This is a genomic window from Oceanobacter sp. 1_MG-2023, from assembly GCF_030689025.1.
In the GTDB taxonomy this organism is placed as follows: Bacteria; Pseudomonadota; Gammaproteobacteria; order Pseudomonadales; family Oceanobacteraceae; genus Oceanobacter.
In genome coordinates, this window is sequence record NZ_JAUYWA010000003.1 from 165,065 (window position 1) to 191,983 (window position 26,919).

23 protein-coding genes are annotated in these 26,919 nt (G+C 43.9%); 22 read left to right on the forward strand and 1 reads right to left on the reverse strand.

The genetic code is table 11. The features are described 5' to 3' along the window. Nucleotides 1–78: 78 nt before the first annotated feature. The 22 genes from Q8W22_RS03555 to Q8W22_RS03660 all read left to right on the forward strand — a co-directional run bounded on the left by Q8W22_RS03555 (nt 79) and on the right by Q8W22_RS03660 (nt 26,284). On the forward strand, nt 79–687 hold the full coding sequence (locus tag Q8W22_RS03555; protein ID WP_305451621.1) for a hypothetical protein: 609 nt from the start codon (nt 79–81) through the stop codon (nt 685–687). Continuing rightward, complete coding sequence (locus Q8W22_RS03560; RefSeq protein ID WP_305451622.1) at nt 680–1,900, forward strand: glycosyltransferase family 4 protein; 1,221 nt, start codon at nt 680–682, stop codon at nt 1,898–1,900. The genes Q8W22_RS03555 and Q8W22_RS03560 overlap by 8 nt, the downstream gene beginning before the upstream one ends. After that, entirely contained in the window at nt 1,897–3,246 is a 1,350-nt protein-coding gene (locus Q8W22_RS03565; protein WP_305451623.1) for an O-antigen ligase family protein, read from the forward strand. Before Q8W22_RS03560 ends, Q8W22_RS03565 begins: the two co-directional genes overlap by 4 nt. Further along, complete coding sequence (locus Q8W22_RS03570) at nt 3,243–4,376, forward strand: glycosyltransferase family 1 protein (protein WP_305451624.1); 1,134 nt, start codon at nt 3,243–3,245, stop codon at nt 4,374–4,376. Before Q8W22_RS03565 ends, Q8W22_RS03570 begins: the two co-directional genes overlap by 4 nt. Next, entirely contained in the window at nt 4,373–5,521 is a 1,149-nt protein-coding gene (locus Q8W22_RS03575) for a glycosyltransferase (protein ID WP_305451625.1), read from the forward strand. Before Q8W22_RS03570 ends, Q8W22_RS03575 begins: the two co-directional genes overlap by 4 nt. A gap of 200 nt (nt 5,522–5,721) precedes the next feature. After that, nucleotides 5,722–6,900, forward strand: coding sequence for a polysaccharide pyruvyl transferase family protein (locus tag Q8W22_RS03580; protein WP_305451627.1), 1,179 nt, complete (start codon nt 5,722–5,724; stop codon nt 6,898–6,900). Next, a complete protein-coding gene (locus Q8W22_RS03585; RefSeq protein ID WP_305451628.1) occupies nt 6,893–7,456 on the forward strand; it encodes a hypothetical protein in 564 nt (187 codons plus the stop codon). Before Q8W22_RS03580 ends, Q8W22_RS03585 begins: the two co-directional genes overlap by 8 nt. A gap of 2 nt (nt 7,457–7,458) precedes the next feature. Continuing rightward, complete coding sequence (locus Q8W22_RS03590) at nt 7,459–8,865, forward strand: Coenzyme F420 hydrogenase/dehydrogenase, beta subunit C-terminal domain (RefSeq protein ID WP_305451629.1); 1,407 nt, start codon at nt 7,459–7,461, stop codon at nt 8,863–8,865. A 3-nt stretch (nt 8,866–8,868) separates the two neighbouring features. Beyond that, nucleotides 8,869–9,780, forward strand: coding sequence for a glycosyltransferase family 2 protein (locus tag Q8W22_RS03595; RefSeq protein WP_305451630.1), 912 nt, complete (start codon nt 8,869–8,871; stop codon nt 9,778–9,780). Continuing rightward, entirely contained in the window at nt 9,777–11,015 is a 1,239-nt protein-coding gene (locus tag Q8W22_RS03600; RefSeq protein ID WP_305451631.1) for a glycosyltransferase WbuB, read from the forward strand. Before Q8W22_RS03595 ends, Q8W22_RS03600 begins: the two co-directional genes overlap by 4 nt. 25 nt (nt 11,016–11,040) lie before the next feature. Further along, a complete protein-coding gene (gene gmd, locus Q8W22_RS03605; RefSeq protein WP_305451632.1) occupies nt 11,041–12,168 on the forward strand; it encodes a GDP-mannose 4,6-dehydratase in 1,128 nt (375 codons plus the stop codon). 12 nt (nt 12,169–12,180) lie between these two features. Further along, nucleotides 12,181–13,140 (forward strand): GDP-L-fucose synthase, encoded by a 960-nt coding sequence (locus Q8W22_RS03610; protein ID WP_305451633.1) that lies wholly within the window; start codon nt 12,181–12,183, stop codon nt 13,138–13,140. 16 nt (nt 13,141–13,156) lie between these two features. Next, nucleotides 13,157–13,627 (forward strand): GDP-mannose mannosyl hydrolase, encoded by a 471-nt coding sequence (locus Q8W22_RS03615; protein ID WP_305451634.1) that lies wholly within the window; start codon nt 13,157–13,159, stop codon nt 13,625–13,627. Next, on the forward strand, nt 13,624–15,063 hold the full coding sequence (locus tag Q8W22_RS03620; RefSeq protein ID WP_305451635.1) for a mannose-1-phosphate guanylyltransferase/mannose-6-phosphate isomerase: 1,440 nt from the start codon (nt 13,624–13,626) through the stop codon (nt 15,061–15,063). Before Q8W22_RS03615 ends, Q8W22_RS03620 begins: the two co-directional genes overlap by 4 nt. A 70-nt stretch (nt 15,064–15,133) precedes the next feature. Continuing rightward, nucleotides 15,134–16,564, forward strand: coding sequence for a phosphomannomutase (locus tag Q8W22_RS03625; RefSeq protein ID WP_305451636.1), 1,431 nt, complete (start codon nt 15,134–15,136; stop codon nt 16,562–16,564). A 65-nt stretch (nt 16,565–16,629) separates the two neighbouring features. After that, on the forward strand, nt 16,630–17,799 hold the full coding sequence (locus tag Q8W22_RS03630; protein WP_305451637.1) for a nucleotide sugar dehydrogenase: 1,170 nt from the start codon (nt 16,630–16,632) through the stop codon (nt 17,797–17,799). Between the two features lie 107 nt (nt 17,800–17,906). Next, nucleotides 17,907–19,241: an MBL fold metallo-hydrolase gene (locus Q8W22_RS03635; RefSeq protein ID WP_305451638.1), complete on the forward strand. Its 1,335-nt coding sequence runs from the start codon at nt 17,907–17,909 to the stop codon at nt 19,239–19,241. Nucleotides 19,242–19,637: 396 nt separating this feature from the next. Beyond that, nucleotides 19,638–21,041 carry an undecaprenyl-phosphate glucose phosphotransferase gene (locus Q8W22_RS03640; RefSeq protein ID WP_305451639.1) on the forward strand — a complete coding sequence of 468 codons (1,404 nt, stop codon included), beginning with the start codon at nt 19,638–19,640 and terminating at the stop codon, nt 21,039–21,041. A 529-nt stretch (nt 21,042–21,570) separates the two neighbouring features. After that, a complete protein-coding gene (locus tag Q8W22_RS03645; RefSeq protein ID WP_305451640.1) occupies nt 21,571–22,761 on the forward strand; it encodes an outer membrane beta-barrel protein in 1,191 nt (396 codons plus the stop codon). 83 nt (nt 22,762–22,844) lie between these two features. Beyond that, nucleotides 22,845–23,396 (forward strand): polysaccharide biosynthesis/export family protein, encoded by a 552-nt coding sequence (locus tag Q8W22_RS03650; protein ID WP_305451641.1) that lies wholly within the window; start codon nt 22,845–22,847, stop codon nt 23,394–23,396. A gap of 7 nt (nt 23,397–23,403) precedes the next feature. Continuing rightward, nucleotides 23,404–25,632 (forward strand): polysaccharide biosynthesis tyrosine autokinase, encoded by a 2,229-nt coding sequence (locus Q8W22_RS03655; RefSeq protein ID WP_305451642.1) that lies wholly within the window; start codon nt 23,404–23,406, stop codon nt 25,630–25,632. Then, complete coding sequence (locus Q8W22_RS03660; RefSeq protein WP_305451643.1) at nt 25,595–26,284, forward strand: hypothetical protein; 690 nt, start codon at nt 25,595–25,597, stop codon at nt 26,282–26,284. Before Q8W22_RS03655 ends, Q8W22_RS03660 begins: the two co-directional genes overlap by 38 nt. A gap of 60 nt (nt 26,285–26,344) precedes the next feature. Here Q8W22_RS03660 and fabA read toward each other — a convergent pair whose 3' ends face one another. Further along, entirely contained in the window at nt 26,345–26,860 is a 516-nt protein-coding gene (gene fabA / locus Q8W22_RS03665; protein WP_303431822.1) for a 3-hydroxyacyl-[acyl-carrier-protein] dehydratase FabA, read from the reverse strand. Between the last annotated feature and the right edge of the window lie 59 nt (nt 26,861–26,919).

The window sequence follows — 26,919 nt, forward strand, 5'->3', positions numbered from 1 at the left end:
TTTTTTAATTCCATTCTTCCAAAAAATTTCACCTCTCGTAGAAAGCTTGAAAAATTGACTGCTTTTGAAGGTAATTTTATGTCAACAATTAAATTTTTGTTTGTAAATCGAGAGCGCCCAAAAAACTTTAAACGGGGAGCTATTCTAGTAGCTAAGCGAGGGTTTCTTTTTCCTGCACTAATGAGAATAATTATAAAAAAAAACAGGCTTATCAAAAAAGGGGCTAAAATTGGCCGTTTAACAATTATAGGTGAAGCCAAAATTGAAGGAAGAGATTTAAGTTCTCTCTCAATTTGCGAACAAACAAGTATAGGTAGAGCTGAAATAACATTGCATGATAAAGTGAGTATTGGGAAAAAAGTAGTTATTAATGATGGTGCTATTTTGCTTACAGCAACGCATAGATTGACCGATCCTAAGTGGTCATTAAAGAGTGGGCCTATATTTATTAATGACTATGCATGGATTGCAACAAACGCGATTATCCTGCCTGGTGTTACAATAGGAGAAGGAGCTGTAGTTGGAGCAGGAGCGGTTGTGCGTGAAGATGTGCCTGATTATGCAATAGTTTTTGGCAACCCTGCAAGAATTATCGCTGGCCGTTATAGAACTAACAATTTGGATTATTCTCCAGTATTATTGAATGCCCCATATGAGGCTTGGATAGGTAAAAGTTTTGATGAATAAATATATCCTTGTGGTTCACCCAACTGGTAATCAAAATTCAAAATCTGTGGCTCATGGTTTGGCTGAAGAAAATTTATTGTATGCTTTTATTACAGCATTACATTTTAATTCCAATAAATGGAATTGGCTTCCTGGCAAACTAGTAACCGAAATAAAACGCCGTGATTTTAGTGAAATAAAATCTCCTATTATTTCCGGTTCACCTTTTAGAGAGGGGCTGCGATTGCTTGGGAGTAAATTAAAATTAAAATTTTTAACTCAACATGAAGTTGGCTTTGCTTCTGTCGATAAAATATACCATGCTACGGACTGTTTTGCGTCTAAATATCTTAAAAAACATGCTGCTGAAATATCGGCGGTTTATTGTTATGAAGACGGTGCTTTGGAAACATTTAAAGTCGCTAAAAAATTAAACATAAAATGCATTTATGAATTGCCAATTGGTTATTGGCGATCACATCATCGTTTAAATCAAGAAGAATATGCATTGCAGCCAGAATGGGCTAATTCCTGGAATGCAATCCAAGACAGTGAAATTAAACTTGCTCGTAAAGATGAAGAGTTGGCATTGGCTGATCAAATAATAGTAGCAAGTAGTTTTACCAAAAAAACACTTGAAGATTATCCAAAGGCGTTAGCTCCGATTATAGTTGTACCTTATGGTTGCCCTAACAATGAAATCCTGGATCGAAACTGGTTTCAAGCCAAGGGTAAATTAAAGGTGCTTTATGTAGGAGGATTAAGTCAACGTAAAGGCTTATCTTATCTTGTTGATGCGATTGATACTTTAGATAATAAAGTCGAATTTTCATTTATTGGTAGTGGCACTGCTGTAGAATTAGTACAAGGAATATTACCTCGTGCATCTTATCTAGGTACTATGCCCCACTCTCAAGTGCTTGAAGTAATGCGAATGCATGATATCTTGGTTTTTCCAAGTTTATTTGAAGGTTTTGGTATGGTAATTACAGAAGCTATGTCACAAGGGATGGTAGTGATAGCAACTAATCATACGGCTCTGCCTGATACAGCAGATGAAAACACAGGAATACTTGTGCCAATTCGTGATTCCAGTGCAATAGCGGATGTACTGATTGACCTGATTGATAACCCTGAAAAAGTCAAGAAGATTGGCCAGGCAGCCATGATGTTAGCGCAGTCATATCAATGGCATGATTATGAGTCGAAAATAGTCAAAGCGGTGACAAAATGAACAGGATTGCAAGCGCAGACGGCAAGACAGTCACTTGGCGCAGTCTTCATCCTGTTGGCAAGTTTTTTATTGCGATATTTATGGTTGTTTTGTTTGAAGGTGCCATTCGTAAATGGGTTTGGGGTAGTGCAACCATTCCTCTACTTGGTTTGCGGGATTTTCTTGTTGTATATGCTGTTTTTTGGGGTATTCTCTATCGTTATTTTGATATTCGTGCTATTGGCGAATCCATACTGATTTTTTGGACACTCCTTGTTTTTGTTTGGACGAGTATTCAAATGATCAGTGGCTTTCAGCCTCCGATAGTAGGAGCTATTGGTTTTAGATTCTGGGTGCTTTATTTATGGTTTGCCCTGTTGTGTGCCAGAGCACTCAGATGGAAAGATATTGAATATCTTTTTAAGATTTTTGCTTTGACTTTGTTATTTATGGTGCCCTTGGCATTGGTACAGTTTATGTCACCTCCTACTTCCTTTATTAACCGGCAGCCTGGGGGGGCTGATCAATATATTTTTACTGTTACTAAAGATATTGTTCGTACCACAGGAACTTTTTCATTCACCGCTGGCTACACTATATACTTATCTTTTGTAACACCTGTTGTTTTATGGATAATGTCTGGTGGATTGAAAGGCTCTTTAAGCTCCTTGTTGAAACTATTTATTGTTGGGCTCTTTTTTGTTGGTGCTTTGATCAGTGGTTCTCGAGGTGCAATTATGACAACTATTTTCTTTACTGGGATGTGGTTTTTGGCACTTGTACTCGCGAATAAAATCCCTAAGATATCACCAATAAAAATGCTGTTTGGATTAGTGGGAATAATTGTTTTGTTGGTCTTGATTTTTCCTGTTTTAGAGAGGTCTTATGAAGCAAATACCCAGCGCTTTGAAAATGCGGCCGCATCGGAAGATGTAAGTAAGAGAATTATAAGAATGTATATTGGGTCTGATGAAACCTGGGATCAATTTTCTATCTTTGGCTATGGAATAGGTGCTGGTGCAAATGCCTCGCGAAGCTTTATGCCAGCAACGAGTAATGGCTTCCTTTTAGGTGAGAATGAAATAGACCGGGTTTTAAATGAGGGTGGGGGTGTCGGCTTAATATTAGCTCTATTCAAGTGGCTGGTAATTGTTATCGGGTTGCTAAGTGCCTGGAGAATATTTAAAAAAAATAACGAGTTTTTGCCTTTGTCTATTTGGTTGGTAATTGCTATTCAGTTACCTACAGGTACCATTATTGGTCAGCTTTCAATTCATGCCTTTGTTTTGCTTTTACTTGGGTTGGGTTTTTCTACTTTAGCTTGTTGGCAAACTGAAAAAAATAGAAGGCAAGGGTTAATAAAATGAAGATTTTAATTGTTGCCAATTATGCGTTAAGTCATCAAGAGAGTATGCAACGCTTTGCCAAAATGCTTGAAGATGGCTTGTTGACAGAAGGCCATGAAGTTCAAGTGATTCGTCCTGAAGCAATACTATGTAAAGGAAGTCAGGCAGAGCATGGCTTAAATAAATGGCTAGGGTATATCGATCGATTTATTCTATTCCGCTGGCAATTAAAACAAGCAGCCCGATGGGCTGATGTAGTTCATATCTGCGATCATTCAAATGCAATGTATGCCAAATGGGTTAATAGGCCTTCTTTGGTAACTTGCCATGACCTGATGGCTATTCAAAGTGCGTTGGGGTTGATAAAAATAAACAAAACAGGGTTCACCGGGCGAATATTCCAGCAATGGATTGCTTCTGGGCTGCAGGTATGTAGTCATGTAGCTTGTGTATCTAAAAATACACAAGATGAATTAATTAAAACATTAGAAGTTCCAGTAGAAAAAACATCTATTGCCTACAATGCACTAAATTATCCTTATTCTCCCATGCTACAGGATCAGGCCTGGGCATTAATTCACAAACGATTACCTGATTTAAAGCCTCCCTACTTTTTTCACTTGGGGGGGAATCAATGGTATAAAAATCGTAAAGGTGTCGTCGAGATTTATTATAAATTGATTCAACACCCAGAATATAGTGATCATAGGTTGGTTTTGGCGGGTAAACCTTGGCCTGATGATTTAAAAGATAAAATAAGTACGCTTGCAATAAAAAACCAGGTTGTTGAAATCAATGATTTAACCAATGAAGAGATTCGTGCCTTTTACTCAGTGGCTGAAGCATTAATTTTTCCATCTCTTCAGGAAGGTTTTGGCTGGCCAATTGCTGAAGCACAAGCCTGTGGTTGTAAGGTAATTACAACAGGGCGAGCACCTATGACAGAAGTAGGAGGTGATGCAGCTATATATATAGAACCTGAACGCCTGGACGAGGCTGCTGAAATTATTTTTAGCCAATTACATGCCGAAGACAATTTAGAATATAAATCTCTTGAGAATGCCAAACGCTTTTCAATGAAATTTATGATTGCATCGTATGAGGCTGGATATAACCAGATCTACTCGATAGAAGATGAGAATATAAAATGAAAGTATTGCACGTTATTAGCTCTTTAAGTTTGGAAGGTGGAGGTCCTGCACAAGGTGTTAGAAATCTTACATCTTTTTATGCAAGTATGAATGTTTCACCAACTGTATTAACTTTGGATGATAAAGATGATAGTTTAGGAAATATAGATCACTTGGAGGTTATTCGACTAGGTAAAGGTAAAGGTATTTTTTCATATCATCCTGAATTAGTTGAATGGCTCAAGAGACATTCTCATGAATATAATTCTGTAGTTGTGCATGGCTTATGGCAATACCATGGTTATGCGGTTTATAAAGCGTTAAAAAAATCAAATATTCCTTATTATGTATTTCCACATGGTATGTTAGATCCATGGTTTAAACATGCCTACCCATTAAAGCATTTGAAAAAATATATATACTGGTTTTTAGCACAGTATTCTGTTTTGAAAAATTCCAAAGCAGTATTGTTTACTTGTGAAGAAGAAAAGCTGTTGGCCCGTGAGTCTTTTTGGCCTTATCGGGTGAATGAAAGTGTGGTGAATTATGGTACTACAATTACAGAAATAGCCAAAAATTCTAAGTCTGATGACTTTTACACTAAATATCCAGAATTGAAAAACAAAATAATTTTTTTGTTTTTAAGTCGTATTCACGAAAAGAAAGGTTGTGATTTATTAATTCAAGCTTTTGCTAAAATTGCCAAATCAAATTCTGATTTACATTTGGTGATGGCCGGTCCGGATCAGACAGGTTGGCAAGCGGATTTGGAAAAAATCGCTGATGATTATTGCATTGCAGATCGTATTACTTGGACAGGCATGATTAAAAACGAAATGAAGTGGGGAGCGATCAAAGCTGCAGAAGTTTTTATATTGCCATCACATCAAGAAAACTTTGGTATCTCTGTGGCGGAGGCCCTTGCTGTTGGGACACCTGTTTTAATTTCTAGTAAAGTTAATATTTGGCGTGAAATTAAAGAGATGAATGCTGGCCTCGTTGGTGATGATACCCTTGAAGGTACTCAAAAACTTCTCCAAGCCTGGTTGGATTTGTCAGAAAATGAAAAACAAATCATCAAACAAAATACCGTGGCTTGTTATAAGCAAAAGTTTGATATTTCCCAGGCTGCAAAAAATTTAATTGAATTGATTCGGATAAATTAATTGATAAGACAGATTTTTATAGGTGGTTGAGTTTTAATTCATTGATGAGGAGTTGGGTTCTTCCAGTGACCAATGTCATCAGTTTGGTTCGTGATCGTTCAAATATTGTGGTTATTAGTTGGATTCAGGTGGTATGAGTTGATTTTGTAGAAATTTTATTTGGATAATTTTTCAAACTCTGATTTTATCTCATATTTTACATGGATAAGGAAAAATATAATAGGGTGGGGATTGTGAGAGTAGGTATTTTGACATTTCATTTTAGTGATAATTATGGTGCGCTTTTTCAAGCTTATGCATTGAAGCGTTGGTTTGACCAGCGTGGAGATGAAGCTTATTTCATTGAATACCATCCCGAGTATGTTGAGGCTGGAGGGAATATTGGTTTAAATGATTTGTTTAGTAAAGCTGCTCTGAAAGTGATTTTCCTGAAAGTTGCCAAGGTTTATCAAAAATTGATTTCTCCTGATGGTTTTTCTGATTCTATGGATGATTTCCGCTTGAAATACTTAGGAATCAATGATAATGCCGCCAAAGGTATAGGAGACGCACTCAAAGATACTCGATTGCGTGATACGGATATGATTGTTTGTGGTAGTGATCAGATTTGGAATCCTTCTGCTCATTATGGGGTGGATTCAGTATATTTTCTTGATTTTCTTCAGGGCAGTAAAGTACGACGTATTGCTTATGCTCCAAGCTTTGGATCTAATGTCTTAGATGATCAACATTCGGAAAGTGTAGGGGATCTTATTTCCAAGCTTGATGCTGTTTCAATAAGAGAGGAATCTGGGGCGGCCATTATAGAGAAAATTGCAAATATTCAGGTCCCTGTTGTACCTGATCCAACTTTGTTGCCTGTAGATTTCACTCCCATTCTGGAAAAATATCCTGAGAATTATGGAAATTACTGTTTTTGTTATTATTTACGTTCGTCAGTAGGAGTGAAGGAAACAGCTAATTATTTAAAAACAACTGAAAAAATGAGGATTATTTGTCCTAATAATCCTCATCGGCGGTGGAAGGAAGTGGGAGAGACAGTATATCCCTCACCGGGTCAATGGTTGGGTTTGCTTAAGGATAGTAGTATTGTAGTTACTAACTCCTTTCATGGTGTTGCGCTTTCTATTGTGAATCAGAAGAAGTTTGTATATGTAGCATTACGTGGAAATAAAAAGAAAATGAATGCGAGAGCATTTAATTTATTAAAAATGACAGGGTTGGAAGAAAGAATTGTTAATGAATTTTGTGATATAGAAAAAGTGTTGTCTACTCCGATAGATTGGAAAAAATCAGAGAAGTTAATTGTAGATATGCAAAAGAAAGGTGTTAACTTTCTTGAGGAACAAGTCAAAATGGTGGAGGCTGGCTATGAATGATGAACTTCCACGCAAGTTATATTCTAATGAATTATCTAAATCAAATAAGATAGCGCGTTTAATTTGGTCTCTTGTTTGGCTATTATTTTTTCGATTAACCCCCAGGTGGGCATTAAATGGTTGGCGTCTTTTTATTTTGCGCTGCTTTGGTGCGAAAATTGGTATTGGTTGTAGAGTTCTACCAAGTTGTAAAATATGGGCCCCATGGAATTTAACAATGGGGTGCTATTCTGTTTTGGGTGAAGGAGTTGATTGTTATACAATGGATAAAATATCTATTGGAAACTATACGACAGTCTCACAGCGGAGTTTTTTATGTGGTGGAACGCATGATATAGCATATAAATCAATCCCTTTGGTGACATTGCCTATAAGTATTGGTGATTATTGCTGGGTATGTGCAGAGGCATTTGTAGGACCAGGCATAACATTGAATGATTACTCTGTAGTTGCTGCTAGAGCTGTTGTTTTAAAAAATGTCGGGACTAGAGAAGTAGTTGGTGGGAACCCTGCGAAGTTTATAAAATTTCGCACATTAGTTGATGTGGATAAATGAAAATGACTAATAATTTGATTGCTTTGCATGATGTTGTTGATGGTGGCTTCTGTGTTGGATGTGGTGCTTGTGCGATAGGAACAAATATTGAAATAAAATTGAATCAATATGGTGAGTACCAACCTGATTTTACAAGTGTTAGCGAGTATGAAGATCTTACTGCAGCTGGTTTGGGAGTAGTATGTCCTAGCCTTAACCCAAGTGTAAATGAAAATGAAATAGGCAAAAGGCTTTTTTCTAATGAAGCTCAGTATAATGAGAAATTAGGTTATACTATTCAGTCATATGCGGGGTATGTAAAGGAAGGAAAATTCAGGTCCAAAGGTACATCTGGTGGAATGGGGACGTGGATTCTTGCAGAATTATTAAGGCAAGGATTTATTGATGGTGTCATTCATGTGAAAGAGTCTGAACGGTCAAGCGCTTCAGACCCGTATTATGTATATGGAATAAGTAATAATTTGTATGAAATTCAGGAGAATTCAAAAACCAGATACCATGTTGTTGAATTCTCTCAAGTATTAGAGCAGGCTCTTGCTCGGGGGGGGAGGTATGCATTTATTGGGGTTCCATGTATGGTTAAGGCTCTTCGGCGCTTGCAAATTGAAGATGAGAAAATAGCAGATGCTGTCCCTTTTGCAGTTGCTTTGGTGTGTGGGCATCTGAAGAGTGTAAATTGGAGTAATTCTCTTGCTTGGGGGGCTGGAATCAATCCCGAAAATGCGACACATATTCAATATCGAACCAAAGGACCAGATATACCTGCGAGAGCATACGTATTCCAGGCTACGGATTATAATAATAAAGTTTATCAAAAGGACTCTGCTGAAGTTGTCGGTGGAAAATTTAATGCTGGTGCTTTGATGTTACCAGCTTGTGAGTTTTGCGATGATGTTGTTGGGGAGACTTCCGATTTGACTATTGGTGATGCTTGGCTGCCCAGGTTTGAGTCAGATAGTCATGGGACTAACCTACTTGTCGTTCGGAACGTTGAAATCAATAGAATACTTAAAAATGCGGCTAGTGAAGGGCGTGTATCAATCATTTCTTTATCTAATGATGAGGCCGCCAGCTCTCAAAGTGGTGGTTTCCGTCAACGGCGAGAAGGTTTGTCGTATAGACTTCAGCGTGAGGGAGACTCAGGCAGAGCTCTACCAGTAAAGCGGGTCAATCCTTCTGAATATTCAATTAGTAATGAGCGTAAGAAAATATACGACTTGCGGACTACTGTTACGATAAAATCACGAAAATTGTTTTTTGAAGCATTGGAAAAAAATGATTATGATGTTTATGTTAATGGTATGAATAAAGAGGTTGCGTCGTTACGTCGAATGGAAATGCGGAATTCATTTTTTTCTCTTTTTTTTAACAAGGTCAATAGAAAGTTGAGAGCTTTTTTTAGGAGGTGATCAATGATTACTGTAATTATATTGACTTATAATGAAGCTGTTCATATTGAAAGGTGTATTTCTAGTGTTGCCTTGTTGGGGGCCAGGATAGTTGTTGTTGATTCTTTTTCCTCTGATGGAACAGAGGCTATTGCAAGGTCCATGCATGTTGATTTTTATAAAAACAAATTCATTAATCAGTCATTTCAATTTCAATGGGCAATGGATAATTGTGATATAAGAACTGAATGGGTTCTACGTTTGGATGCGGATGAAACCATTGATGCTGACCTGGTTATTAATATTCGTAAATTTATCGAAAATGATGGTTTTGGGAATAATGCTGCAGTTTTTCAGAGAAAACATATTTTTTTAGGGAAATGGGTGAAGCATGGTGGACGTTACCCTTTGCCAATGCTGAGACTGTTTCGACGGGGATGTGCCCATGTTGAGCAGCGCTGGATGGATGAACATATTGTGTTGGATTCTGGTACGTCGACTGTCCTGAAAGGTGGATTTTCTGATGATAATCTTAATTCAGTTGGTTGGTTTATAGATAAACACAATAAATATGCTACCCGTGAAATGGTAGATATAAAACTCCATGAACTTTATGAAACAGGCTCTGAAATTACCAGCTGTACAAGCACTTCGATAAAATTGAAACGCCTTTTGAAGGAGCGTTTATATATGGGATTGCCTTACTTTGTTCGCCCTGTCTTGTATTTTTTGTATCGCTATTTTATTCAGCTTGGGTTTTTGGATGGCGCACGCGGTTTTGCTTATCATTTTATGCAAGGTTTATGGTATCGAGCATTGGTTGATTTGAAATGTATGGAAGTTGATCGGATTTTTAATGGTTGTCAAACGATTGAAGAAAAACATCAGAAATTGGAAGAGTATTCCGGGTTTGGATTGGAGAAACCGATAGAATGAATGTCGTAATTTACAGCCTGAATTACTCTCCTGAGTTAACTGGTATTGGTAAATACAATGGTGAAATGGCTCCTTGGTTAGCTTCTCAGGGATATTCTGTCGATGTGATTACCGCACCGCCATATTATCCTGAATGGAAAGTACATACTGGGTTTTCCAATAAAAAATTTGACTCTAATACACAAAATAATGTCACCGTGCATCGTTGCCCTTTGTATGTACCGACGACTCTTTCTACTATAAAACGCTTGATTCATTTAGCATCTTTTGCCTTTACCTCTGCGTTCAAATTATTTTCTCTGTGGAATAAAAAGCCAAGTGTTGTTTTTGTGGTTGAGCCAACACTGTTTTGTGTACCGATGGCCTTGCTGTTTTGTAAATTGCGTGGTGCCAAAGCCGTATTACATATTCAGGATTATGAAGTCGATGCCATGTTGGGCCTGGGAATGGCGGGGAGTCCTTCCGGCCGGGTTGGCCGTGTAGCGTATGTTATTGAATCCTGGCTGATGAGACGGTTCGACAAGGTTTCCAGTATTTCCTACAGTATGCTCGATAAAGCCAAGACAAAAGGCGTTGATGCAGCGCAGTTGTTGTTCTTCCCTAATTGGTCGGATACGTCGTTTGTGCACCCTGGTGTCGATGGTACTGCGCTACGAAAAGCATGGGGAATTTCTCCAGAAGATCAGGTTGTGTTGTATGCAGGGAACATTGGCGCCAAACAAGGTCTTGAGTTGGTTGTTGAGGCTGCAGAACGTTTCCAATCAAGGCCCAATGTTAAGTTTTTTCTGGTAGGCTCTGGGGCCTACGTTGATGCTCTGAAGTCCATGGTTGTCGAACGAACGTTAGATAATGTGGAATTCAAGCCATTGCAAGCCTGGGAGGATGTACCTGCGATGCTTGCGATGGCAGATGTACATTTGGTTATTCAACGCAAAGGTGCGGCCGATTCTGTGTTGCCTTCCAAATTGACCAATATTTTGTCTGCTGGCGGGTTTAGTGTGATTACTGCAGAAGGACATACTGAGCTGGGTAAATTGGCTGAGGAGTTTCCGGGTGTTTATACATGCGTAGATCCGGAAAACATCGAGGCTTTTTGTGAGGGGTTAACCTCGGAGTTGGCTCGTTCAAGCGGTGTGAACACTGTTGCACGTGTGTATGCTGAAGAAAATTTAAACAAAGATGCAATTCTGGGTCGCTTTGCCAGTGATCTGTCTGAGTTGTCTGCTAAATGCTGATTTGAACTATAGAAAGGATTAAAAAATGTCCAAGAAAGTTGCCTTGATCACTGGTGTTACTGGCCAGGATGGTTCCTACCTTGCTGAGTTTCTACTGGAGAAAGGGTATGAAGTTCACGGTATCAAGCGCCGTGCTTCTTTGTTTAATACGGCACGAGTAGATCATATCTATCAGGATCGCCACGAAGAAAATGTCAGCTTCTTTATGCACTATGGTGATCTGACTGATACATCCAATTTAACTCGCATCCTGAAAGAAGTTCAGCCAGACGAAGTCTACAACCTGGGTGCTCAGTCTCACGTTGCCGTGTCATTTGAAGCGCCAGAATATACTGCGGATGTTGATGCCATGGGCACGTTGCGCTTGTTGGAGGCGATCCGTTTTCTGGGTCTGGAAAAGAAAACCCGTTTCTATCAGGCCTCTACATCCGAACTATACGGCCTGGTACAGGAAATTCCTCAAAAAGAAACGACGCCTTTTTATCCCCGTTCACCTTATGCTGTGGCAAAAATGTATGCCTATTGGATTACGGTCAACTATCGTGAGTCGTATGGTATGTATGCATGTAACGGCATATTGTTTAATCACGAATCTCCTCGTCGTGGTGAAACCTTTGTAACACGCAAGATTACCCGGGCTTTGGCTAATATTTCCCAAGGATTGGAGAAGTGTTTGTATTTGGGCAATATGGATGCACTGAGAGATTGGGGGCATGCCAAGGATTATGTCCGGATGCAATGGATGATGTTGCAACAAGAGCAGCCTGAAGACTTTGTTATCGCTACTGGTACTCAAATTACTGTGCGTGAATTTGTCACTCTGTCTGCAAAAGAGCTGGGTATTACTCTGGGTTTCGAGGGTGAGGGCGTCGAAGAAAAAGCAATTGTTGCAGCGATTGCTGACGAAGCCTTGTGTCCAGGGATTGCTGTAGGGGATGTGATTGTTCAGGTTGACCCTAAATACTTCCGTCCTGCAGAAGTTGAAACATTGTTGGGTGATCCTTCCAATGCCAAAAGCAAATTGGGTTGGGTGCCGGAAATCACGGTCGAAACCATGTGTGCAGAAATGGTGCAACACGACTTACAAAAAGCCAAACAACATGCGTTGCTTAAGTCTCATGGTTACGATGTGAATGTTTCTCTGGAAGGTTAATAGGCAAGTATCATGAAGCGTATTTTTGTTGCTGGTCATAAAGGCATGGTTGGTTCTGCGATTGTGCGACAGTTACAGAAAGACGCCGGCGTTGAGCTGATTACAAGAGACCGTAATCAGCTCAATCTGCTTTGTCAGGCAGATGTTCAGGCGTTTTTTGAAAAAGAAAACATCGATCAGGTATATCTTGCGGCTGCCAAGGTTGGCGGGATTGTTGCCAATAATACTTACCCGGCAGATTTTATTTACGAAAACCTGATGATTGAATGCAATATTGTGCATTCTGCACACTTGGCGGGTGTTCAGAACCTGTTGTTCCTCGGGTCATCCTGTATTTATCCCAAATTGGCAGAGCAGCCAATGGCAGAGTCGGCTTTGTTGACCGGCACGCTAGAGCCGACCAATGAGCCATATGCGGTGGCTAAAATTGCCGGTATCAAGTTGTGCGAATCGTATAACCGTCAGCATGGACGGAATTATCGCAGTGTCATGCCGACCAATCTGTATGGGGAAAATGATAATTTTCACCCAAGTAATTCCCATGTTATTCCTGCCTTGATGCGACGTTTTCACGAAGCCAAGGAACAGAGTGCTGAAGAAGTTGCGGTGTGGGGTTCTGGTAAACCCATGCGGGAGTTCTTGCATGTGGATGATATGGCTGCAGCCTCTGTTTTTGTGATGAATGTTGACCAGGCGACCTATGAATCTTGCACTCAGCCCATGCTTTCCCACATAAATGTAGGCACCGGTGTGGATTGTACGATTGCAGAGCTGGCGCTGACCATGGCTGAAGTCGTTGGCTTTGAAGGGCGTGTGACTTTTGATGCCAGCAAACCCGATGGCGCACCACGCAAGTTGATGAACGTTGATACTTTGCGTAATTTGGGTTGGTCCTACAATATTGATTTGAAGGATGGTCTGGCGAGCACTTATCAATGGTTCCTGGATAATCAGGGTAGTTTCCGAGGTTAATGGGTGATGGTGCCTGATGGATTGGTTAAGCCCAGATTGTTTTAAAAATATAGTAGAGAATACACCTTTAATTTCTGTCGACTTTGTAGTCAGAAATATTAGCGGTGAGGTTCTTTTAGGCCAGCGCCTGAACCGGCCGGCCAAGGGGTTCTGGTTTGTCCCGGGTGGGCGGATTCTAAAAAATGAAACGCTTGCAGATGCGTTTCTTCGCTTGACGAAAGCAGAGTTGGGCCAAGTTTTTGAAATTACGTCAGCTCGATACCTTGGTCTGTATGAACACTTTTATACCGATAGTGTTTTTGGCGTACAGCCTGATACTCATTATGTAGTGAATGCATTCGAGTTGATTGTGACGACAACGCTGAACTTGCCCAAAACGCAACACAACCAATACCAATGGCTGAGCGAGTCTGATTTGCTCCAGCGCGACGATGTTCACTGCCATACCAAGTGGTACTTCGAATCGAATAAAGGATATAAAGCATGATACCTGTCATCATGGCCGGTGGCTCCGGCACTCGTTTGTGGCCTCTGTCTCGAACGGCCTATCCCAAGCAGTTTTTGAAGCTGAGTGGGCAATTAACCATGTTGCAGCAAACAGCGGCACGCCTGGATGGCTTGTCAAATCAGGATCCTGTGGTGATTTGTAATGAAGCGCATCGTTTTCTGGTGGCGGAACAAATGCTGTTGGGTGGTAAAAAGACATCAATTATTCTTGAACCTGTTGGCCGTAATACGGCACCAGCGATTGCATTGGCTGCATTGCAGGTGTTGAAAAACCTGCCTGATGGTGAAGATGCGCCGGTACTACTGATTCTGGCTGCTGACCATGTGATTCAGGATATTGAGGCATTCCAGTCTGCGGCAGAGCAGCTGTTACCGGCCGTAAAAGCAGGCCAGTTTGGTACTTTGGGTATTGTGCCCACTGAAGCGGCGACGGGATATGGTTATATTCAGGCGGGAGCGGAAGTTGATGGTGGCTGTCTGGCTGTACAGCAATTTGTTGAGAAGCCAGATGCAGCAACAGCGCAAACATACTTGGGTGCCGGAAATTATTTCTGGAACAGTGGCATGTTTATGGTGCGGGCTGATCGTTATCTGGAAGAACTGGAGCGCTTCCGTCCGGATATTCATGCTGCCTGTGTGAAAGCGATGTCAGCCACGGCAGAAGATATGGACTTTGTTCGGGTCGATGCTGAATCTTTTGCGGAATGCCCGGATGAGTCCATTGATTACGCCATTATGGAGCCTCTGTCGGCTTTGGATGGCGATGCGGCTCAGGTTGTGGTTGCACCCTTGGATGCAGGTTGGAGCGATGTGGGTAGCTGGTCTGCTCTCTGGGATATTGCTGATAAATGCGAAAACGGTAATGCCACTCTGGGGAGCGGTGACGTTATTCTGGAAGATACCACCAACAGCTTTGTCTATAGCGGTGCTCGCCTGGTGACGACATTGGGCCTGGATGGTGTGGTTGTGGTCGATACACCAGATGCCTTGTTGGTTGCCAGTAAAGACAAGGTGCAAGAAGTCAAAAGAATTGTGGCTCAAATCAAGCAACAGGGGCGCTCTGAGTTCGAACAGCACCGGGAAGTCTATCGCCCCTGGGGTAAATACGATTCCGTCGATAATGGCGAACGTTACCAGGTTAAATGTATTACGGTTAAGCCAGGTGCAAAATTATCGGTCCAAATGCATCATCATCGGGCTGAGCACTGGATTGTGGTATCTGGTACGGCAAAAGTAACCAATGGTGAAGAAACGTATCTGGTGACAGAAAACGAGTCCACTTATATTCCTATCGGTCAGGTGCATGCACTGGAAAACCCCGGTGTGATTGAGCTTGAAATGATCGAAGTACAGTCCGGATCGTATCTTGGAGAAGACGATATTGTACGTTTCAAAGACTTGTACGGCCGAGCCTGATAGGCGCCCTGATTTATCAGTCAGCTTTATAATGGAATATCAAAAACAGATAGAAAGGTGTGGGTAATTGATGTTGTTAACTTCCAATAATATCCTGGTGGCCAGTGGTATCCAGTTTGGCACCAGTGGCGCTCGTGGTCTGGTTGAACAATTTACTGATCCAGTGTGTGCTGCGTTTACACAGGCCTTTCTGCATGTAATGAAGCAGGAGTTTACTGTTGAGCGGGTGGCGCTGGGGATTGATCGCCGCCCCAGCAGTCCAGCAATGGCTGCTGCGTGTGCTGCAGCTGCCGTGAAGCTGGGTGTCGAAGTCGATTATTATGGCGTGTTACCTACGCCAGCGCTGGCTTTGCAAGCCATGCAGGATGGTGTTCCAGCTATTGTGATTACGGGTAGTCATATCCCTTTTGATCGAAATGGCATCAAGTTTTATCGCCCGGATGGTGAAATCACCAAGGTGGATGAGCAGGCTATTCTACAGGCTGAGGTCGAGGTTTCATCGGTACTGCCATTGTTGCCAGACGAATCGGTTAAAGCGCGTCAATTGTATATGGAGCGCTATACACACTTGTTTGCGGCGGATTTGCTACAGGGCAAGCGTATTGGTTTATATGAACATTCCGCCGCCGGTCGTGAGCTGAATGCGGATGTACTCAGAAGTCTGGGGGCTGAGGTGATTTCTCTGGGGCGCACCGATACCTTTGTGCCTATCGATACCGAAGCTGTCTCTGAAGAAGATCAACAACAGGCGCTGGCCTGGTCGGCTGAATACAATCTGGATGCGATTTTCTCAACCGATGGTGACGGCGATCGCCCTTTGATCGCAGACGAGCATGGTCATTGGCTCAGAGGGGATATTCTTGGATTGTTGTGTGCCCGGGCATTGAATATCCAGGCGTTGGCGGTGCCAGTCAGTTGTAATACCGCGATTGAAAAAAGCGGTTCATTTGCTGAGGTAAAACGTACGCGTATTGGTTCGCCTTATGTGATTGAGGGGATGGCGGATTTGGCAAAGCAATTTGACCGGGTTGCGGGTTTTGAAGCCAACGGTGGGTTTTTATTACAAAGTGCCGTGTCTATGGAGAATTCAGTTATTGCTCCACTGCCCACTCGTGATGCGCTGTTGCCTGCACTGATGTTGCTGGCCGGTAGTGCATTGCAGGGCAAACCAGTCAGTGCGTTGTTGGCTGAATTACCCGAGCGCTTTACCGCCAGCGATCGCATCAAGGATGTACCAACCACTAGCAGTAAGGCATTAATTGCCAATTGGGCCAATAATCTTGATGCGATGCTGGAGTCATTGCATTTGCCCGGTGAGGCGATAACGGTGGATACAACCGATGGCTTGCGGGTTACCTTGTCTTCTGGTGATATTGTGCATTTGCGGCCATCGGGTAATGCGCCAGAATTGCGTTGTTATGCCGAGGCAGATGATTATATAAAAGCGAAGACATTGGTTAATCAGTGTCTGGAGCGAGTACAACGGATCGTTAGTGGGTAGGTTGTACTCGTGTCGCTAACGCTTGTGGGCTTGATAATTTTATTTATTGTTTATGGATACATGTTATGAAAATCGCCATTGCAGGCACAGGTTATGTCGGGTTGTCCAATGCCATGTTGCTGGCCCAACACAATGAAGTTGTTGCTCTGGATGTGATTCCAGAGAAAGTCGAGATGTTGAACCGGAAGCAGTCTCCTATCGTGGATGCTGAGATTGAGCATTATCTGGCCGAAAAACCGCTGAACTTTCGTGCGACGCTAGATAGACAAGAAGCTTATGCCGATGCCTCTTATGTTGTGATTGCAACACCTACGGATTACGACACGGCAACCAACTACTTTAATACCTCTACGGTAGAGAGTGTGGTTCGGGATGTGATGGCAATCAATCCTACCGCTGTGATGGTGGTAAAATCGACGGTTCCAGTAGGCTTTACGAAGCGCTTGAAGGAGGAATTGAACTGCACCAATGTGATTTTTTCGCCAGAGTTTTTACGTGAAGGCAAGGCACTGTACGATAACCTGTATCCTTCACGGATTATTATCGGTGAGCGTTCTGAACGTGCCCAGGTGTTTGCCAAATTGCTGTCCGATGCCGCGATCAAGCAGGATATTGATGTACTGTTTACCGATTCAACCGAAGCGGAAGCCGTGAAGTTGTTTTCCAATACGTATCTGGCGATGCGTGTAGCGTATTTTAATGAGCTGGACAGTTACGCAGAAACCCATGGTCTGAACACCCGTCAGATTATCGAAGGGGTTGGCCTTGACCCTCGGATTGGCTCTCACTACAACAATCCATCATTTGGTTATGGTGGTTATTGTTTGCCGAAAGATACCAAGCAGTTGTTGGCCAATTTTGAAGAAGTACCAAGTAATCTGGTGAGAGCCATTGTGGATGCCAACAGAACTCGTAAAGATCATATTGCAGACGCTATCTTGCGACGGAGTCCCAAAGTAGTTGGCATTTATCGTTTGGTGATGAAGTCGGACTCAGACAACTTCAGAGCGTCGGCGATCCAGGGCATCATGAAGCGTATCAAGGCCAAGGGTGTTGAAGTTGTGGTTTATGAACCGGTGCTTCAAGAAGAGCATTTCTTCCACTCTCGGGTCATTCGTGACCTGGATGCGTTCAAGCAGACATGTGATGTAATTGTGGCGAATCGTTTGTCAGCGGATCTTGAAGGGGTTGAAGACAAGGTGTACACCCGGGATTTATTTGGTGGGGATGCTTGATTAGTAACCATTGGTTTTTATTAATATTGCAAAACTCGGCTAACGGACTAGCCAGCAGGACATCTGAATAAAAAAGATCGTACCGTTTGGGGTGATGTCCTTTTGGGTTGTCTCAGGGAGCTGAGGCGACAGCATCCGGCGAGCCGGACAATGAACAGGATCGTACACGTATTGGTTTTGAGGTAGGCAGTGTCCGGGCATTACTGGTCTCGCATTGTCATATTGATCACGTTGGGCGTATTCCTTATTTGCTGGCGGCTGGATTTGATGGGCCAATCTATGCAACTTCGGCAACCTGTGAATTGCTGCCGATGGTGATTGAATATGCACTTAAAGTCGGGGTGACTCGTAATCGTTTGATTATCGATGGGGTAGTCAGGGCGCTGGCGTCGCAACTGGTACCGATGGATTATGATCACTGGTTTGATGTTGCGGGTTTTGAGCAGTCTTCAGCACCGGTGAAGGCCCGTTTTCGGGTGGCTAGGCATATCCTTGGATCAGCATATATTGAGTTGGATATTGGTACTGAGCGCCTGACTCGTGATCGCAAGCGAGTCATTTTTTCCGGTGATCTGGGGGCCCCATATTCCCCGTTATTAGCGGCTCCCAGGGCCCCTTATCGAGCTGATACCCTGGTTATTGAAAGTACCTATGGTGATCGTCTCCATGAAAGTCGTCGGCTCAGGCGACAACGATTGCAGGGGGCGCTGGAGCATTGCTTGCAAGATGGCGGGAGTATCCTGATTCCGGCATTTTCGATTGGTCGCACTCAGGAATTGCTGTACGAGCTGGAGGATATTTTCTACCGAGTGAACCGGTCTGCTGCTGAACCTTCACTGTTGCATGAATATCTGGATGTGATTATTGATTCACCCCTGGCGGCTGAGTTTACACGTCAGTATCGCCGTTTGAGTCGCCTGTGGGATGCGGAGGCGCGAGGGCGTTTGGCGCGAGGTCGTCATCCATTGTCATTTGAGCAATTATTAACGATCAATTTCCATGAAGAACATCTACAAACGGTAGACTACTTGCGACGTACTGGCAGGCCAGCGATTGTCATTGCTGCCAGTGGCATGTGTGCTGGCGGGCGTATTGTGAATTACTTGAAAGCACTGCTGCCCGATAAACGCACAGATGTACTGTTTGTAGGCTATCAGGCCAAAGGGACACCTGGGCGGGATATCCAGTACTGGGGGCCGAAGGGAGGGTACGTGGTTTTGGATGGAGAGCGTGTAACCATTCGAGCCAATATTCAGACCTTGTCAGGGTACAGTGCCCACGCGGATCAGCAAGACTTGATCAACTTTGTCAGGCGGATGCGATATCCGCCGCTGGATATCCGGATTGTGCATGGCGACTCCGTTGCCAAGCAGGCACTGAAAAGCCGGTTACAGACGGTGTTGCCTGATGCTAGAGTGGTTATAGCGGCAGTTGCGGAGTAACTCGTTTTTCGGGAGAGTGAGGGTTTTTCTGGAGGATAATTTCCTGGGCTGTGGTCCGGCGCACGATGTGTGTATCAGAAAATAGTTTCCGTCAGTGTTTTTGGTTGCTGCTACTGGGCTGTCTGAGGAGGAATTGATGTTGTTGCTGTTTTAAAGTGATAGACACTTCACGGTGTAGTCGAGCTAATTTTGCTAGCTGCAGTGGGTAACGACTGTAAGATTGATGTTGTTTTCCATGTGATGGCTGGATTGGACGGGCCGCCAAAGATACCAGCCTGGGTGCAAGTAAAAGCCTGGGTACGGAGAAGTAGGTAAACAGTAAATCAGAAGTAGATGGATAGGCATGGTTATGGATGTGTTCAGGTTGGGTCAAACAATGTTAATGAGAGACGTGTGATGACAGCTCAGGGAATGATTCGATCGTATCAAAATACTTATAGCGCTCTGTTTCGTTTATTGGATGTTGTGCTGATCCTGGGGCTGTTAGCACTGTGTTTGTGGGCTTATAGCCAGCCCATGACCTCCGTGTATGTGTCGACTGGTCTGCTGGCAGCCGTGGCTTACTTGTTGATGGCTGAATCCTTTGGGGTGTATCGGTCCTGGCGTGGCACTTCGGCTCTGCGTATTCTTTCTGTTGCAGGGACGGTGTGGGTGCTGGTTTGTGTCGGTTTGATGGCACTTGCCTTTTTTGCCAAGGTAACGGCTGATTATTCCCGAGTGGTGATGGGGGGTTGGATGTTGTCCAGCCTGCTGTTGTTGATGCTGTGGCGCTTGGGGTTTGGTCGTTTTCTGGGGTATTTGCGAGCCAAGGGGGTTAACACCCGCCGAGCAGCCATCGTTGGTGTTAATGAATGTGCCCTGGCCATGCGCGAGCAATTGGAATCTATCCCTGAGCTGGGTTATGAATTTGGTGGTTTCTTTGATGATCGAAGCAGTAATCGGGTACTGGAAGAGTATCCGGACATTCACTTGGAAGGCCGCATTAATGAACTGATCACCCGCACGCGTAACGGCGAGTTCGAGGTGATTTTTCTGGCGCTGCCGCTCAAGGCCCAAGGCCGCATAGATGAAATTTTGCAGCATTGTGGGGATACCACCGCATCTGTTCATCTGATACCGGACTTTTTTACCTACAACCTGATTCATGCTCGCTTGAGTGAAGTGGGCAATATGCAAACCATCAGTGTTTACGATACCCCTATCTTTGGTTTTAACGACGTCCTGAAGCGCCTGTTTGACGTGACGTTTTCTCTTTGTGTGTTGAGTGTGATTGCTCTGCCTATGCTGATTATTGCTGCTGCGGTAAAGTACACCTCGCCCGGCCCAGTGCTCTTCAAGCAGTATCGATACGGGTTGGATGGCCGCAAGATTCAGGTGTGGAAATTCAGAAGCATGAGTGTGATGGAAAATTCCGATACCGTTGTTCAGGCTCGCAAAGGGGATGCACGGATTACCCGTGTTGGGGCATTGATACGCAAGACATCCTTGGATGAACTGCCGCAGTTTATTAATGTGTTGCAGGGGCGTATGTCTGTGGTTGGGCCTCGCCCCCATGCGGTGGCTCATAATGAAGAGTATCGCAAGCTGATTCCCTATTACATGCTGCGTCACAAGGTGAAACCGGGGATCACAGGGTGGGCACAGATTAACGGCTACCGGGGTGAAACAGACACGCTGGATAAAATGTCTGGTCGCGTGGATTATGACCTTGAGTATATTCGAAACTGGTCATTGTGGATGGATGTCAAAATTGTGTTTTTGACCTTTTTCAAAGGTTTTACCGGTAGTCATGTTCACTGATTCGACCCTTGGGGGTGTCCTGATTCTATGCGGATTATTGTGCGATCGAAGTACAGGAGTGATTGGGTGTCAATGATATTTGCTAGCATTGCTGCTTTTAAGTGTGACGTGTTTTTGACTGGAGTCACTCTCTTTCATATATTGTTCACATCCCGAGCGTAGCCTAACGGTCAGTGTTTGTTTTGTAAAAGCAATGGATAGTGAGTGAAGTTTTGTCGGGATTGGGTTGGTTTTTTCGATAATTAATCATTGTACCCAGCCTCTGAAGGCAAGGTATGGTAGTTTGGTTTTGGTGACGATGCTGTTGGAATTTTATGTACGACTGGGTTGTTTTATTGCGCGATACCAGAGAATGACCTGTTCTTGTGGCGACACTGAAAACTATATTGTCGAAGAGTCGTGTTTTAGTGTGAATGGGAATTTGCTCACTGTTAATTTCTGTAAGTAACGGTCATAATTGCCCGAATTTTGGACGCCAGAGACTCTGGCAGACGTAAAACTTATACAAGCCAGTTATGAGAGGATTGATATGAAAGCTTGGCAGCTACCTTTGTTTGCAGTGGCGTCCGTGAGTACGACGGCATATGCAGTTCAACCAGATGGAATTTTGCTTGGAAGTGGGGTGACTTTGCTGCCTGGTGTGGAAGTATCCATCAGTGATGATAGCAACATCTACTTGCAAGAAAATGATGAAGCAGGCTCAACAATTACCACGATTCGACCTAATGTTGGCTTGGCGGCGGACTTGGGCGCTATTCAGCTGGCGGCTTATTATGAAGTGGAAAGTGCTTCCTACGATGCCGACTCTGATGATAATTACCTTGATCAAAATCTGATTTTGGGCTCTGAGATAGAAATGACTTCTCGTCAGGCGATTAGCCTGGATTTTTCCCTGAAGAAAGGGCATGACCCTCGTGGTTCTGGTTCTCTGGAGGGTGAAACAGTTGTTGATCCCAGTGAATATACAGATACCAGCTTTGGCGGTGACTACACTTACGGTGCAGATAGTGCATTCGCCAATGTCACTGTTTATAGTTCGCTTTATAATAAAGAGTATTCCAATAACGAATCAGCCACCGACGATTTGAACTATGACAAAACCACGATTGGCGCTGAGTTGGGATTAAAAGTCAGCTCTGCAACTCGGGTTTTATTTGAGTTACGTAATGCGACTCTGGCCTACGATACCGATACGGCTATTGAAGCAAAAGATGGTAGCATCATGACGTTGCTGGCAGGTGCCAGTTGGGATATTGCTGGTAAAACTACTGGTAATGTAAAAGTTGGTACCACAACTCGCGACTTTGATGGTGCAGATGTAGATAGTGATAGCCGCTTTGCTTGGGAAGCAGGTATTACCTGGTCTCCTAAAACATATTCTGTGCTGAACCTCACTACCAGTGAGTCAGCGAAAGAGACTACGGGCCCAGGTAACTACAATGCCAATCAATTTACCAAGTTGAGCTGGGATCATACCTTTTCTCCAAGGTGGGCTTTGAATGCCAAGTTATCCTTGAATAAGGATAACTTTGTAGTGGCCGATGGTGATGGTGATGATCGTCAAGATACGACGACGGCTATGGGTGTAGAAGGAATTTTCTCACCCAATAAAATGTTGGATGTAACCGCTGGCTTGGAAAAATCTTCCCGAAGTTCTGATGCTTCTGGTCTTGACTATGAATTGCAAGTCTTGTCCGTGGGTCTTAACTTGGCCTTCTGAGTTAACACCTTTTAAAGCTTGTAAATCATCGGTCAGTTTTATGACCGATGATTTTTTTAGTTAGTTGTTTACAGGATGTCCTAATGCTGCGGTTGCCCAGCCTGATTGTTCTTGTTTTTTTCTCCTTCGTCACATTGGCGGATTCTAGTCAGTATCGTTTAGGTGCTGGTGATGTTATTAAAATCAGTGTGTATGATGAACCGGATTTGAGTCTGGATGTACGTATTGGCTTGTCTGGTGAAATTTCTTTTCCATTGTTGGGTGATGTAACCGTTGCTGGACTCAGCCCTAAAGAACTTGAGTTGAATCTGGTCGAACGCTTGAAAGGTCCGTATTTGCTGAATCCCAGTGTAACGGTGTCTATCGTGGAGTATCGGCCGTTTTATGTCACTGGCGAGGTAGCAAGGCCAGGTAACTATGCTTTTCATCCTGGTTTGACGGTTGATAAAGCCATTACTATTGCGGGAGGGTTCACTGAGCGTGCTTCCAAGGGCAAGATTTTTGTGATGCATGACCAAAGCCCTTACGAGTCTATTGCTGAAGATAGTAAACGTAGTGCCGCGAGGAAGTCGGTCAAACTTTACGATGTTGTTCAACCTGGTGATGTGATTACTGTGGAGCAGAGTTTCTTCTGATTGACTTATGAATATGAATGAAAGGACACAGGGATTTGGCGCTTCAGCTTCCCAGTCAGTCGAAGTTATTGATCTGATGTATTATTGGCATGTATTACGTCGCCATTTAACCAAAATTATTGCTCTCAGTGCTGTGGCGACTGTTATTGCCGCTTTGGTGGTGATGTCGATAACACCGATATATAAAGCCACTACCACATTATTGATTGAGGCAGAAGAAGCCAAGATTCTATCGATTGAAGAGGTGTATGGCCTGAATGGTCAGTCATCTGAATATTATCAGACTCAGTTTGAGATTCTGAAGTCTCGGGAACTGGCCAAACGAGTGGTGCTTGAATTAAACCTTGTAGAAACACCGGAATTTAATCCTTTTCACCCTGCGAATAAAAAATCTTTCTCAATCAAGGATTATCTCTTTGGAGAGGAAGAACGTGAGCCTCCTACTGAAGCCAAGGTTCTTACCGCTACTGTTAATAATTTTTGGCATGCAGTTTCCGTTATTCCATTGGGTAAAACCCAACTGGTAAAAATATCGGTTCAAAATCGTAATCCCAAGCTGGCACAAGTAGCGGCGGATGCAATGGCGAATGCCTATATCCAGTCGCAAATGGAAGCCCGTGTGGGTATGACTCAGCAGGCGGCGGTTTGGTTATCGGAGCGTTTGGGCGGGTTAAAAGAACGCTTGGAAGGCTCTGAACACAAGTTGCAAGAGTATCGTGAAGCCAATGGTCTGATTGATGTAGCTGGCGTGGATACCTTGGTGTCCAAGCAGTTGGATGAAATCACAAAGCGGTTGGTAGATGCCAGTTCCAAGCGATTGGAGGCTGAAACTATTTATCAGCAGGTGAATTCCCTGACCGATCGCAGTTACGACAGTTTGAGTAGCTTGCCAGTGATTCTGAGTAACCCCTTGGTGGTTACGTTGCGGGCAAATGAAACCCAGGCGGAATTAAAAGTATCTGAGCTTTCCAAGCGTTATGGTACCAAACACCCCAAAATGATTGCCGCGCAGTCTGACCTGGATGCCGTGCGTGATTCGATGGCAACACAAATGAAGCGAATTGCCACAGGTATTGAAAAGGAGTATATGTCGGCCAAAGTCAAGGAAGCGGCTTTGGAACGCGCATTGGCAGATAAAATCAAGGAGGTGCGTAATTTGAATCGTACAGAATTCACCTTGAATGAATATACTCGTGAAGTGACTGCCAACCGGACCATGTACGAAACATTTTTTAATCGTATACGTGAGACCACGGAAACCGGTGATTTGCAAACCGCCAACGCCCGTATTTCAGATCCGGCAGTTGTGCCAGAAGTACCAATTAAACCAAACAAGAAACTAATGGTCATTTTGACATTCGTTGTCAGTTTGATGTTCGGAGTTGGGCTGGCATTGTTGTTGGACGCATTGGATGCCACTCTCAAAAATGCTGAAGACGTGGAGCGTAAATTGGGTATGCCGTTATTGGGTATGCTACCTATGATTGAAGACTCTGTACTGAAGAAACTGGGGTTTGAAGATGGACGCTTGGTGCGGGCGTTCTCTGATGATGCCTTGCATGGTTTTTCGGAGTCGGTACGGACGTTGCGTACCAGTTTGACGCTGGCTGGTCTGGAGCATTCAGCCAAGGTGGTGCTGTTAACATCGTCGGTGCCTGGTGAAGGGAAAACGACCACTTCTGCCAACTTGGCTGAAGCTTATGGTCAGATGGAAAAAACCTTGCTGATCGATGCTGACATGCGCCGCCCCACTCTGGCGAAGAAATTGGGCTTGCCTCATAACAGTAAAGGTCTGTCGAATGCGGTGGCGTATCCGGATGCACTGGATGAATGTATTCATCACTTGGAAGATTTGAGTATTGATGTTATTCCGTCAGGACCGATTCCTCCAAACCCGCTGGAACTGCTAAGCTCTCGTAATTTTGAGCAATTACTGAACACCTTGCGTGGCCGTTATGATCGTATCATTATCGATACGGCGCCTATGCGCCTGGTCAGCGATGCATTGTATCTTTCAACGCTGGTTGATGGTGTGGTGTACGTTGTGAAAGCGGATGCGACCAAGGATAAATGGGTGAAAGGAAGTCTGAGCAAGCTGGACGATTCAAACGCTCGTATCTTTGGTGTGTTGCTGAATCAGTTGGATGTAAACAAGGAAGCTCGTTACAGTGGCTATGGCTACTACGCTGGTTATTACGATGCCTATGGTTACACCGCTGATGATAAACCGTCCTGATTCCAGGGCGGTTGCTACTGCGAACGCACCCGCGTGGCTGGGTGTGTTCGGACGTTTCTTTTGGCTTTTAGCCCTTCCCGTTGTTGTTGCCTGCATTTATTTATCGTTTGTACATTCTCTTGTACTGATTGGGGAGCGTGCGGAGGTATCAGCCTCTGGAAGTAATGGCTGGCTCGATACTGCAGAGCAGCTGGATATCGTGGGTATTCCTGATATTTATGAAGCAAAAGGTTCTTTTTTGCATCGACAGGGAGTGCTGCTGAGTGATGAAGCACGTAGCGAGATGTTGATGCAGTCGGCGGCTTATTGGGGTAGGGCCGCAGAAATCCGACCGGATTGGCCTTATTACCCCTTGTCGGCTTTATCCGCAGAAATTGCCTATAACGCTCCAGCAGAACGCATTCAGATGCGCTTGGATCAGCTGATGCACATAGCGCCAAATGAACGCGGCTTATACAGAAATCTGTTCCGGTACGCTTTTATTGCCTGGGAGAAATTGCGTGCTGATCAGCAACGCTGGATTATACGTCAGGTTCAATTACCTGGTGGTGATACGTTTAATCGGGCAATTAAAGCAGCCAAGAGTGTTAATCGAATGCCCTTGCTGTGTGCGACTTTGCCGTGGAGTGTTGCTAAGGATATCTGTTATTAGTACTGATGTATGTTTGTCACCACGGCGTACCGTGGTGTGGAATCAGTCTTGTGGCGAGCCTCAGAAATTCTCTGTAGATGTGAACAGCCCAACACGCAGGTCTTTGGCGGTATAAATTTCGCGACCATCTACTTCCATGCTGGCATCCGCAATACCCATGACCAGTTTTTGTTCCATCACACGTTTGATGCTGATGCGATAGGTCACTTTTTTGGCGGTTGGCAGTACTTGGCCACGAAATTTAACCTCACCGCTACCCAGTGCGCGTCCCCGGCCCGGGTTGCCACGCCATCCCAGATAAAATCCAACCAGTTGCCACATGGCGTCCAGGCCAAGGCAGCCAGGCATAACCGGGTCTGTTTCAAAATGACAGTCGAAAAACCACAGGGATGGGTCAATATCCAATTCGGCAACAATTTCACCTTTGCCATAATGTCCGCCTTCGTTGCTGATGTTGGTTATGCGGTCCATCATCAGCATGTTAGGCAATGGCAAACGGGCGTTCCCTTCACCAAAAAGTTGACCGTGACCGCAAGCTAAAAGGGCTTCGCGATCGTAAGAATGTTGGCGAGTCATGCACGCTTCCTCGTTGTTATGGCATGTTCTTCAAAGTGCCGGGTAAGATGACACAGCGT